General features: G+C 68.2%; 16 protein-coding genes. 8 read left to right on the forward strand and 8 right to left on the reverse strand.

The window, feature by feature from the left end; all coding sequences use genetic code 11:
* Positions 1-50: 50 nt before the first annotated feature.
* Positions 51-677, reverse strand: a complete 627-nt coding sequence (locus ABIC44_RS06080; RefSeq protein WP_354294292.1) for a trimeric intracellular cation channel family protein — start codon at positions 675-677, stop codon at positions 51-53.
* A 134-nt stretch (positions 678-811) separates the two neighbouring features.
* Here ABIC44_RS06080 and ABIC44_RS06085 point away from each other — a divergent pair, with 134 nt between their 5' ends.
* Both ABIC44_RS06085 and ABIC44_RS06090 read left to right on the forward strand, forming a co-directional pair.
* Positions 812-1,120 carry a glycine zipper 2TM domain-containing protein gene (locus ABIC44_RS06085; protein ID WP_058715332.1) on the forward strand — a complete coding sequence of 103 codons (309 nt, stop codon included), beginning with the start codon at positions 812-814 and terminating at the stop codon, positions 1,118-1,120.
* A 169-nt stretch (positions 1,121-1,289) separates the two neighbouring features.
* The gene (locus ABIC44_RS06090; protein WP_354294293.1) at positions 1,290-1,853 is read left to right on the forward strand and encodes a glycine zipper 2TM domain-containing protein; all 564 of its coding nucleotides are present in this window, start codon (positions 1,290-1,292) and stop codon (positions 1,851-1,853) included.
* A gap of 58 nt (positions 1,854-1,911) precedes the next feature.
* Here the strand turns inward: ABIC44_RS06090 and ABIC44_RS06095 are convergent, their stop codons facing one another.
* Positions 1,912-2,157 (reverse strand): hypothetical protein, encoded by a 246-nt coding sequence (locus ABIC44_RS06095; RefSeq protein WP_354294294.1) that lies wholly within the window; start codon positions 2,155-2,157, stop codon positions 1,912-1,914.
* Positions 2,158-2,253: 96 nt separating this feature from the next.
* Here ABIC44_RS06095 and ABIC44_RS06100 point away from each other — a divergent pair, with 96 nt between their 5' ends.
* From ABIC44_RS06100 to ABIC44_RS06110, 3 genes are read left to right on the forward strand one after another with little or no spacing between them, the layout of a single operon-like run.
* On the forward strand, positions 2,254-2,991 hold the full coding sequence (locus ABIC44_RS06100; RefSeq protein ID WP_354294295.1) for a hypothetical protein: 738 nt from the start codon (positions 2,254-2,256) through the stop codon (positions 2,989-2,991).
* Between the two features lie 49 nt (positions 2,992-3,040).
* Positions 3,041-3,415, forward strand: a complete 375-nt coding sequence (gene crcB, locus ABIC44_RS06105) for a fluoride efflux transporter CrcB (RefSeq protein ID WP_354294296.1) — start codon at positions 3,041-3,043, stop codon at positions 3,413-3,415.
* On the forward strand, positions 3,412-4,506 hold the full coding sequence (locus ABIC44_RS06110; RefSeq protein ID WP_354294297.1) for an RluA family pseudouridine synthase: 1,095 nt from the start codon (positions 3,412-3,414) through the stop codon (positions 4,504-4,506). Before crcB ends, ABIC44_RS06110 begins: the two co-directional genes overlap by 4 nt.
* A gap of 7 nt (positions 4,507-4,513) precedes the next feature.
* On the opposite strand, the gene ABIC44_RS06115 is transcribed toward ABIC44_RS06110, so the two are convergent.
* The 3 genes from ABIC44_RS06115 to ABIC44_RS06125 form a co-directional block, all read right to left on the reverse strand.
* A complete protein-coding gene (locus ABIC44_RS06115; protein ID WP_354294298.1) occupies positions 4,514-5,086 on the reverse strand; it encodes an HAAS signaling domain-containing protein in 573 nt (190 codons plus the stop codon).
* Positions 5,083-5,427, reverse strand: a complete 345-nt coding sequence (locus tag ABIC44_RS06120; RefSeq protein ID WP_354294299.1) for a PadR family transcriptional regulator — start codon at positions 5,425-5,427, stop codon at positions 5,083-5,085. The genes ABIC44_RS06115 and ABIC44_RS06120 overlap by 4 nt, the downstream gene beginning before the upstream one ends.
* A gap of 124 nt (positions 5,428-5,551) precedes the next feature.
* Positions 5,552-5,944: a glycine zipper 2TM domain-containing protein gene (locus ABIC44_RS06125; RefSeq protein ID WP_354294300.1), complete on the reverse strand. Its 393-nt coding sequence runs from the start codon at positions 5,942-5,944 to the stop codon at positions 5,552-5,554.
* 164 nt (positions 5,945-6,108) lie between these two features.
* Here ABIC44_RS06125 and ABIC44_RS06130 point away from each other — a divergent pair, with 164 nt between their 5' ends.
* Genes ABIC44_RS06130 through ABIC44_RS06140 form a run of 3 tightly spaced genes read left to right on the forward strand, consistent with a single transcriptional unit; the run spans position 6,109 to position 7,666 of the window.
* A complete protein-coding gene (locus tag ABIC44_RS06130) occupies positions 6,109-6,774 on the forward strand; it encodes an HAD-IA family hydrolase (RefSeq protein ID WP_354294301.1) in 666 nt (221 codons plus the stop codon).
* On the forward strand, positions 6,771-6,986 hold the full coding sequence (locus ABIC44_RS06135; protein ID WP_309699075.1) for a hypothetical protein: 216 nt from the start codon (positions 6,771-6,773) through the stop codon (positions 6,984-6,986). Before ABIC44_RS06130 ends, ABIC44_RS06135 begins: the two co-directional genes overlap by 4 nt.
* On the forward strand, positions 6,983-7,666 hold the full coding sequence (locus ABIC44_RS06140; RefSeq protein ID WP_354294302.1) for an ATP12 family chaperone protein: 684 nt from the start codon (positions 6,983-6,985) through the stop codon (positions 7,664-7,666). The genes ABIC44_RS06135 and ABIC44_RS06140 overlap by 4 nt, the downstream gene beginning before the upstream one ends.
* A gap of 385 nt (positions 7,667-8,051) precedes the next feature.
* Here ABIC44_RS06140 and gmk read toward each other — a convergent pair whose 3' ends face one another.
* The 3 genes from gmk to ABIC44_RS06155 all read right to left on the reverse strand — a co-directional run bounded on the left by gmk (position 8,052) and on the right by ABIC44_RS06155 (position 9,206).
* Positions 8,052-8,711 (reverse strand): guanylate kinase, encoded by a 660-nt coding sequence (gene gmk / locus ABIC44_RS06145; RefSeq protein ID WP_307103088.1) that lies wholly within the window; start codon positions 8,709-8,711, stop codon positions 8,052-8,054.
* A 79-nt stretch (positions 8,712-8,790) separates the two neighbouring features.
* A complete protein-coding gene (locus ABIC44_RS06150) occupies positions 8,791-9,000 on the reverse strand; it encodes a hypothetical protein (RefSeq protein ID WP_309699073.1) in 210 nt (69 codons plus the stop codon).
* Positions 8,997-9,206 carry a hypothetical protein gene (locus ABIC44_RS06155; protein WP_307103094.1) on the reverse strand — a complete coding sequence of 70 codons (210 nt, stop codon included), beginning with the start codon at positions 9,204-9,206 and terminating at the stop codon, positions 8,997-8,999. The genes ABIC44_RS06150 and ABIC44_RS06155 overlap by 4 nt, the downstream gene beginning before the upstream one ends.
* Between the last annotated feature and the right edge of the window lie 9 nt (positions 9,207-9,215).

The raw sequence follows: 9,215 nt of genomic DNA on the forward strand, positions 1-9,215 counted from the left end.
ACGTCTCGGGCCGAGCGCGGTCGAAGGCCAAGAGGAATCCACCCCCAATCCTACCCCTTGGCCGGATAGGCGGGCAAGGCGAGCCGATACCGGATCGCCGCCCCGCGCAGGGCGAATCCCGCCAGCGCGGCGATCGGACCGGCCCCCGGCACGCCGAGCGCGCTGAGCAGCACATAGCTGGTCGAGGCCAGCGCGGCGGCGGTGACGTAGAGTTCGGGCCGCATCAGGATCGACGGCTCCCCCGCGATCACGTCGCGGATGATGCCGCCGACACAGGCCGACACCACGCCCAGCATCGCGGCCGGGATCGGCGAGATGCCATAGCCGCTCGCCTTGGCCGCGCCATAGACGGCATAGGCCGCCAGCCCCACCGCGTCGAACCAGTCGAGCGCGCTGCCCCGCCACCAGCGTGCGGGCGTCGCCCAGACCGCGACGGCGGCGACCAGGCAGACGAGCGGCACGCGCGGATCATGCACCCAGAAGACCGGCGCATTGATCAGCAGGTCGCGCAGCGTGCCTCCGCCGACCCCGGTGATCAGCGCGAAGAAGACCAGCGTCACCATCGTCTGGCGATGCCGGGCCGCAGCCAGCGCGCCCGACACGGCAAAGACGGCCAGGCCCGCCAGGTCGAGCCAGGGCATGACGGCGGGCAGCATGGCGGTCGGTTCGGGCAGCATCGCGCGACCCTAGAGCGACGGACCGGGGTCGGAAAGGGCGCGGCGAAGATGAATGCGGCGTTATCTCATGTTCATGCAACGGACAGTAGAATGCGGACGTTACGGCATCAGATCAAATTGGAAGGATATATCTCATGCGCAAATTGATGCTTGCTCTGGGCTGCACCGCCATGGTCGTCCCCTCGCTGGTCCTGCCGGCCACCGCCGCCGATGCGCAGCGCCGCTACAAGTATCGCGAATGGCGTGACGATCGCGGCCGCGTCCGCTGCCGCAAGCCGGACGGCACCACCGGCCTGGTCGTCGGCGGCGTCGCGGGTGCGCTGCTGGGCCGGACGATCGACACGCGCGGCGATCGCACGCTGGGTACGCTGGGCGGTGCCGCCGTGGGCGCCTTGGCCGGTCGCGAGATCGAGCGCGGCACGAGCAATCGCCGCTGCCGCTGATCCGACGACGCATTGGGCTGTCAAAGGGGCGTCACCTGCGGGTGGCGCCCTTTTTCGTGGTCGGGCGGGGAGGGCGCCTGTCCCTCCGGTGAACGGCAAGTAGTTTCCGGTTCACGCAACAGTTTGAAAGATGACGGGTTTTATCGGCATCATCATCGGGAGTTGAGTTATGCGTATCGCTCTGTTGTCGGTTGCCATGGCCGCCACCGCATTTGCCGCCCTGCCTGCCGAAGCGCAGCGCAATGGTTGGGAAGCGCGGCAGGAATATCGCGAAGACATTCGCGATGCGCGCCGGGACTATAATCGCGACGTCCGCAACGCCGATTCGCGCCGGGATATTCGGGACGCCCGCCGCGAATATCGCGAGGATGTGCGCGATGCGCGCAAGGATTATCGCCGCGACATGCGCAACGTCCGCTGGCGCAACTATGACTATAACCGGTTCGAGCCGGGCCAGCGCGGCTATTATCCCGAGCGCTATTATCGCGACGGCCGCTTCTATCAGCCGCGTACGCTCGGTCGCAACGACCGCATCTATCGCGGCATGAACGGGCGCTATTATTGCCGCCGCAACGACGGCACCACGGGTCTGGTGATCGGCGGCGTGGCGGGCGGCGCGCTGGGCAATGTGATCGCGGGCGGCGGTTCGCGGCTGCTGGGCACGGTGATCGGTGCGGGCGGCGGCGCGCTGCTGGGGCGGCAGATCGACCGCGGTCAGGTCCGCTGCCGCTGATCGGGCGGCCCGGACGTCAGGACGGCCCGGCGGGGACACCCGCCGGGCCGTTTTGCGTTCAGATCAGGCCGCCGCCCAGCATCAGGCGCAGGCCGAAGATCAGGATCAGGATCAGGTTGAGGTTCCGCCCGCTGCTGCGCGACGACAGCGCGCCGATCGCCGCGCCGACGATCGCGATAGGAATGACGAACCAATAGCCCCAAGCGAAGAAGGGCAGGAACGGCACGATCCCGAGCAGAAGCGCGACGAGGCCGATGACGATCGAGAACAGGTTCAGCATGGAATCAAGATGGAGAGCGGCCATGCGATTCACAAGTCGCGGCGAAGCTCATCCCGTCACGGGACGGCGGCGGCGGGCGCGTTAACGACCGGCTGGCATCGTCATGCTAGGGGTAACGCCATGATTGCCGTGTCGCCGCGAATCCTGATCCCGCTGGTTTGTCTGCTACTTGCCGCCTGTGGCGGCGGCGCGTCCGACGACGATGCGCAGCTGAACGCGCTCGATAACGAACTGGCCGCGATGAACGACGGCAGCCCGGCGCGTGATCCGCAGCTTCGCGAGGCGCTGGCGGGGCAGATCATGGTCGATCCCGGCCTGACCCAGAGCGCCAACGCCAATGCGGTGCGTCCGCCGAATCGCCCCGTGACCGACCAGCTTCCCGCGATGCCGCCGCCCGCCGATCCGGTCGATGCGCGCACCTTGAAGGCCGCGCCCGCGCCGACGCGCGACTGCCCCGAATGCCGTGCCTCGACCAGGGCCTACACGCTGGCCGCGCTGGCGGGGCAACAGGCGCGCAATGCCGGGTGCCTGTCGGGCCTGCGTTATGCGGCGGGCTGGGCCGGGCGGTTGCCGGGGGCCTTCGCACCCTATCCGGGCAGCCGGCTGGCGGAGGCGGCGGGCAACGACGCCCCTGGTTGCGGCTTGCGTATCGTCAGCTTCCGCGCCGGGGGCGGGGTGGGCAAGGTCGTCGACTATTATTACACCCGCGCCGTCCAGGCGGGCTATACCGCCGAGCACAAGATGGACGGGACGCAGCATGTCCTGGGCGGCACGCGCGGCGAGGCGGCCTATATCCTCTATGCGACCCCTCGCGCGGAGGGCGGCAGCGATGTCGATCTGGTGGTCAAGGGCGGCTGATCGCTTGTCCTTTGCGCATCGCGCGGGGTTGCGCTAGGGAAAGCGGATTATGTCACCGCTTCTTCTCGTGATGCTGGGCGGCGCGCTGGGCTCGGGGGGACGGTATTTGACGGGGCGGGTGCTGACCGATGCACTCGGCCCCGGTTTTCCGTTCGGCACGCTGGCGGTCAACTGGATCGGATGTCTCGCCATGGGCGTGCTGGCCGGGGTGCTGGCGCGCATGGGGAGCAGCGAAGGCTGGCGGCTGTTTCTGGGCGTCGGGGTGCTGGGGGGCTATACGACCTTCTCGGCCTTTTCGCTGGATACCATCACGCTGATCGAGCGGGGGCAGGGGGCGATGGCGCTGGGTTATGTCGCGCTGTCATTATTGGGTTCGCTGGCCGCGCTGTGGGCGGGGCTATGGATGACGAGGATTTTCGCATGACGGACTTTGTCCGCCAATTCACGGTCGGCTATGACGATGACGGCATCCGGCTGGATCGCTGGTTCAAGCGGCATCTGCCCGACACCAGCTTCACCACCGTCGCCAAATGGGCCCGCACCGGCCAGCTGCGCGTCGACGGCGCGCGCGCCACGCCCGGCGACCGGATCGTCGCGGGCCAGGTCCTGCGTGTCCCGCCCGCCGAGCCGGCCCCCGCCGAAAGCAGCAAGCCGACGATGCGGCCGCGCAACGTGCTGTCCGAGGACGAGGAGTCGTTCGCGCGCGAGATGGTCATCCACAAGGACCGCGACGCGCTGGTCCTGAACAAGCCGCCGGGCCTGGCGACTCAGGGGGGCACGAAGACGACCACCCATGTCGACGGCCTGCTCGACGCGCTGCAATTCGAGGCGGAGGGGCGGCCCAAGCTGGTCCACCGGCTCGACAAGGATACCTCGGGCGCGCTGCTCGTCGCGCGCAATGCCCGCGCGGCGGCATTCTTCGCCAAGGCGTTTTCGGGGCGGACCGCCAAGAAGATCTATTGGGCGCTGGTCGTCGGCGTCCCCTCGATCGAGGACGGCACGATCGAGCTGCCCATCGCCAAGCAGCCGGGCACCGGCGGCGAGAAGATGCATGTCGACGAGGAGAATGGCCAGGCGGCGCGCTCGCGCTACCGGGTGATCGAGCGGGCGGGCAACCGCTGCTGCTGGGTCGAGCTGCAGCCCTTTACGGGGCGCACCCACCAGCTGCGCGTGCACATGGCGGCGATCGGGCACCCGATCGTCGGTGATGGCAAATATGGTGGCGCGGCGGCGTTCCTGACCGGCGGGATCAGCCGCAAGATGCACCTGCACGCCCGGCGCATCTGGGTCGACCATCCCGATGGCGGCCGCATCGACCAGACCGCCGAACTGCCCAGCCACTTCGCCGAATCGATGAACCAGCTGGGCTTCGACGAGATTCGCGGCGACGTCCTGCCCCAGGACGAGGATCGCGGGCCCCCGCCCAAGGACGTGCTGAAGCAGCGCGCCAAGGCGCACGCCAAGCAATATCGCAAGGAACGCCGCGGCGAACGGCGCGGGCGGGGTTCGCGCTGATCGAAGGTCAGAAGGCGGGGGCGCGGCGGAGGAGATGCCGCCCCGTCCCCCGCAATATGAGGGTGGCCAGCGCATAACAGGCCAGTGCGCCCGCAATTCCGATCGGCAGCACCCAGAATCCGATTATCTCCGGTGTGGCGGGCGTATCCGCCAGAATGCCGAATGCCGGTCCCTGAGGCAGCGACCATAGGCCGACATGGCTGGGGAAGAGCGGCTTGACGATCGCGACCGCCGCGAAGCTCAGCGCAAACAGATAGAGTAGCATGGCCACCAGCATGGCGCCAAACGCTGCCGCGCTCCGCCCCGACCGGACCAGCATCGCCGCGATCAGCGGAGCCGGACGATCTTCGCCCAAGGCCCCCGCCAGCCGATATTCCTGGACGAAGCGCGCCGCGAGCGCATGTGGCGCACCAAGCGCGGCGATGCTGGCGTCGAGGCGCTCCAGGCCGGCGGCCAGGCTTTCGGCCAGGTGGCTTTCGATCTCGCGCACGATTCCTTCGCGATCCTCGCAAGGGATCGCCTGGAGCGACCAGCGCAGGCGGCGCACATAGTCGGCGATGATACGGGCAGGCTCGGTCATGGCTGATCCTCCACGAGAGTCGTGATGGTGGTGCGAAAATCGATCCAGGCTGCGCGCATCGCTTCGGCCAGCACGGCGCCCTCGTCGGTCAGGCGATAATATTTGCGCGGATTGCCGCCCTCGACGGGCAAATCCCAGCGGCCGGTGATTCGCCCGGCCTTCTCCAGCCGATTGAGCAGGGGGTAGAGACTGCCTTCGCTGACCAACTCACCGGCCGACCGGATGCGCGCGAGAATCTCCAGGCCATAAGCCTCGCCCCGCGACAGGACGGTCAGCAGAACCAGTTCCGCCGCTCCCTTGCGCAATTGCGACTGCCAGCTTGCCATGTCCATGAGGCGCATGATGTTGCAATGTGCCTTGCTATGCAAGATGCATTGTGAAGATATGGCAAGAGCCCCGCCGACCTTATGGCCGACGGGGCTCTTCCTTGTTACGGCGGAGGGCGCTTGCCCCCCGCCTTCGCCGTTAACGGCAGTAGCCGGGATTGTTCGACTTTTCGATCGCGTGACCGGCCAGCGCACCCGCGCCGCCGCCCAGGATCGTGCCGAGCGTCCGGTCGCCGCGCGTGTCGATCGTCCGGCCCAGCAGGCCGCCTGCGATCGCGCCGACGATGGTGCCGGTGGTGCCGCTGTTGCAGCGCTGCGGACCGCGGTTGTAATAGCCGCGGTCATAGCCGCCGCGACGGTCGTCATAGCCACGGTCATAACGCGGGCCCCGGTTGTAGCCGTCATAATAGGCATCGCCATAGGCGCGCTCATAGCGGTCGCCATAATAACGCTGCGCCGAGGCGGCGGTCGGAACCATCGCCGTCGCGCCGACGGCAAGGGCAGCGGCTGCGAGCGAGAGCTTCTTGAACATCGTCTTCTCCCTTGATCTTCAATCCGGCGGCGAAGGGACCAATCCCGTCGTCGTTGATGCTCTTCTGCCCGATTCGCCATGATGCGATGCTGAATGCGTTTGTTAGCTATCGTTCATGGACGAGGGCGCTTCCCCCGCCGCGACCTTGCCGATAGGACGGGCCGATGACGCGCCCGCGCCTTGCCCTGTTCGATTGCGACGGCACCCTTGTCGACAGCCAGGCCAATATCTGCCTTGCCGCCGTTGAGGCGTTCGCCCTGTCCGGCCTCACCCCACCGCCCGCACCGGCAATTCGCCGGATCGTCGGGCTGAGCCTGGTCGAGGCGATGCACGTGCTCGCCCCCGACCAGCCCGACGAGGCGCATCACCGGCTGGCGAGCGATTACAAGGCGGCGTTCTTCCGCCTGCGCACCGAAGGCGCGATGGCGCCCGAGCCGCTGTTCGACGGCATCCCCGCGCTGCTCGACCATCTGGCGGCGGAGGGCTGGCTGATGGGCGTGGCGACCGGCAAGTCGGACCGGGGGCTTGCCCGCGTGCTGGCCGAACACGGTCTGGCGCATCATTTCGTCACATTGCAGACCGCCGACCGGCACCCCTCGAAGCCCGATCCCGCGATGGTCTTTGCCGCCATGGCCGAGACGGGGGTGGCCGCGGCGGACGTGGCGATGATCGGCGATACGAGTTTCGACATGGCGATGGGCAAGGCGGCGGGCGCCTTCGCGGTCGGCGTGGCCTGGGGATATCATGACGTGCACGAACTGGTGAATGCGGGCGCGCAGGTTGTCGCGCAGGACGTGGCCGATCTGCCTGCGCTGCTGGTGCGGGCATGAGCGCCGATAGCCGCGCGCGGCGGCACTGGTTCATCATCACGGGCGTCCGCCTGATCGGCGTGGCGGGGGCGCTGTTCGGCATCGTGCTGGCCTCGCGCGGGGTGGCCTGGCCGCAAAAGGCGCTGGGCGTCGCCATTGTCCTGTCGGCCTTGGCGATGATCGCGGTCGTGCCTGCCGGTCTGGCGCATCGCTGGCGGAGTGGTGCGGAATGAAGCGGTTCTGGACGAATGTCGGCGTCGATGCCGATCGGGTGGTCCGGCTGGACGATCGGCCGGTGCGCACGCCGGGCCGCGCGCCGCTGGCCCTGCCGACGCCCGCGCTCGCCGAGGCGGTGGCGGGGGAATGGCGCGCGGTCGAGGAGACGGTGGACCCGCGCGCCATGCCGCTGACCGGGCTGGCCAATGCCGCGATCGACCGGATCGGCGCGGACCCGGCACCCTTTGCGCAGGGGCTGGCGCGCTATGCCGAAACCGACCTGCTCTGCTACCGCGCCGACTCGCCGCCCGAGCTGGTCGAGCGGCAGGACCGGGTGTGGAACCCGCTGCTCGACTGGGCGCGCGATCGCTACGACGTGCATTTCACGCTGGTGAGCGGGATCATGCACCGGCCCCAGCCCGATGCGACGGTCGATCGGCTGGCGCAGGCGGTGGCGGCGCTCGATGCCTTCCGGCTGGCGGCGCTGTCGCCGGTGGTGACGATCAGCGGCTCGCTGGTCCTGGCGCTGGCGCTGCTGGAGGGCGCGGCGGAGCCCGATGCGGTGTGGATCGCCGCGCATGTCGACGAGGATTTCCAGGCCGAGATATGGGGCGAGGACTATCTCGCTATCGAGGCACGCGACGGCAAAAGGCGCGAGTTCGACGCGGCGGTGCGGTTTCTGGCGGCGCTGGGGTAGGGGCGTAGGCTTCGACTTCGCTCAGCCCGGACGGGGGTGGGGCGCGAGGCGGGGATTTCTACTGGCAGGCCACGCCCTCCGTTCGCACTGAGCAAAGTCCAAGTGCACGGGATTCGTTTGCGGCGAGGCTTTCCCTTGGGCTTCGACTTCGCTCAGCCTGAACGGAGGTGGGGCGTGAGGAGGGGCTCTTTGCTGGCACGCCCGCCCGCCGTTCGCACTGAGCGAAGTCGAAGTGCACGGGATTCGTTTGCGGCCAGGCTTTCCCTTGGGCTTCGACTGCGCTCAGCCTGAACGGAGGTGGGGGTGAGGAGAGGCTCTCTGCTGGCACGCCACCCCTCCGTTCGCACTGCGAAGGCGAAGGGCGCGCCCGGCACCCATCCCGTAGTTACTTCGTGGTCAGCTTCCGGATGAATCCGATCAGCCCGGTCTGGCGCGAACGCTTCAGCCGTTCGGCCTGGAGGATGGTCTTCACCCCCTGGAAACACTGTTCGACATCGTCATTGACCAGGACATAGTCATAGCCGTCCCAGTGGCTGACCTCATTGGTCGCACGGGCCATGCGCGCGTCGATCACCGCCACCGAGTCGGTCGCGCGGCGCTCGAGTCGCTGGCGCAGTTCCTCCATAGAGGGGGGGAAGATGAAGACGCGGACCACGTCGCCGCCCGCAATCTGGAACAGCTGCTGCGCGCCCTGCCAGTCGATGTCGAACAGCACGTCCTTGCCGGCCGCCAGCATCGCCTCGACCTGCGCGCGCGGCGTGCCGTAGCGATTGTCGAAGACATGCGCCCATTCCAGGAACTCGTCATTCGCCACCATGTGGCGAAATTGCTCGAGATCGACGAAGTGATAGTCCTTGCCGTCCTCTTCGCCGGGACGAATCGGACGGGTCGTCGCCGACACCGACATCTGAAGGCCCGCGTCGTCCGCCAGCAGCTTGCGCGCGATGGTCGACTTGCCCGCGCCCGAGGGCGAGGACAGCACGAACAACATGCCGCGGCGCTTCAGCTTGTGGGGATCGTCGGGATTGGCGGGCGAATTGGGCATGGCTGCCTTTGACGCACGCCACCGCAGCGCGTCAAGCCATGGCTTACGCGCTGCGACAGGTCGAAGGCGATCGGGCGCGTCAATAGCGCGTGGCGGTCGCCTTGCTGGCCTTGTGGCGGTCATAGGCCTTCTTGGCCGCATAGCCGCCGCCGAGCAGCAGGCCGAGCGGGCCCAGCCGCCGCATGCCGCCCACCGCCAGCGCGCCCAGCGCGGCACCCTTCAGCCCGTCATTGCCTTCGCGACGGCTGACTTCGCGCCCGACCAGCGCACCGATGATTCGTCCGATCATTGCACCTCTCCAAAAACCCGGTCCTTGAGCTCGCCTGCGCCACGCAGCACCGCCCAGCCCACCGCATAGGTGATGGCCAGCGGCAGCACGACCTTCAGGACATTGGCGGTTACCGCGCCGATGATCGCGCCGTCGGCGACGCCATCGTCGCCCGACAGGCCGTCGATCGCGGAACCGACCAGCGCGCCGATAGTGGTTGCACCCATTGCTCTGCC

It is taken from the genome of Sphingomonas sp. 1185 (genome assembly GCF_040544655.1).
Taxonomy (GTDB): Bacteria; Pseudomonadota; Alphaproteobacteria; order Sphingomonadales; family Sphingomonadaceae; genus Sphingomonas.

Bases quoted from the DNA above. Each gene is read 5' to 3' on its own strand.
- ABIC44_RS06090 (WP_354294293.1), top strand. From the start codon at position 1,290: ATGCGTATCGCTCTGTTGTCGGTTGCCATGGCCGCCACCGCATTTGCC.
- ABIC44_RS06130 (WP_354294301.1), top strand. From the start codon at position 6,109: ATGACGCGCCCGCGCCTTGCCCTGTTCGATTGCGACGGCACCCTTGTC.
- ABIC44_RS06085 (WP_058715332.1), top strand. From the start codon at position 812: ATGCGCAAATTGATGCTTGCTCTGGGCTGCACCGCCATGGTCGTCCCC.
- ABIC44_RS06115 (WP_354294298.1), bottom strand. From the start codon at position 5,086: ATGACCGAGCCTGCCCGTATCATCGCCGACTATGTGCGCCGCCTGCGC.
- ABIC44_RS06150 (WP_309699073.1), bottom strand. From the start codon at position 9,000: ATGATCGGACGAATCATCGGTGCGCTGGTCGGGCGCGAAGTCAGCCGT.
- ABIC44_RS06110 (WP_354294297.1), top strand. From the start codon at position 3,412: ATGACGGACTTTGTCCGCCAATTCACGGTCGGCTATGACGATGACGGC.
- crcB (WP_354294296.1), top strand. From the start codon at position 3,041: ATGTCACCGCTTCTTCTCGTGATGCTGGGCGGCGCGCTGGGCTCGGGG.
- ABIC44_RS06100 (WP_354294295.1), top strand. From the start codon at position 2,254: ATGATTGCCGTGTCGCCGCGAATCCTGATCCCGCTGGTTTGTCTGCTA.
- ABIC44_RS06155 (WP_307103094.1), bottom strand. From the start codon at position 9,206: ATGGGTGCAACCACTATCGGCGCGCTGGTCGGTTCCGCGATCGACGGC.
- ABIC44_RS06095 (WP_354294294.1), bottom strand. From the start codon at position 2,157: ATGGCCGCTCTCCATCTTGATTCCATGCTGAACCTGTTCTCGATCGTC.
- ABIC44_RS06120 (WP_354294299.1), bottom strand. From the start codon at position 5,427: ATGCGCCTCATGGACATGGCAAGCTGGCAGTCGCAATTGCGCAAGGGA.
- ABIC44_RS06140 (WP_354294302.1), top strand. From the start codon at position 6,983: ATGAAGCGGTTCTGGACGAATGTCGGCGTCGATGCCGATCGGGTGGTC.
- ABIC44_RS06080 (WP_354294292.1), bottom strand. From the start codon at position 677: ATGCTGCCCGAACCGACCGCCATGCTGCCCGCCGTCATGCCCTGGCTC.
- ABIC44_RS06125 (WP_354294300.1), bottom strand. From the start codon at position 5,944: ATGTTCAAGAAGCTCTCGCTCGCAGCCGCTGCCCTTGCCGTCGGCGCG.
- gmk (WP_307103088.1), bottom strand. From the start codon at position 8,711: ATGCCCAATTCGCCCGCCAATCCCGACGATCCCCACAAGCTGAAGCGC.
- ABIC44_RS06135 (WP_309699075.1), top strand. From the start codon at position 6,771: ATGAGCGCCGATAGCCGCGCGCGGCGGCACTGGTTCATCATCACGGGC.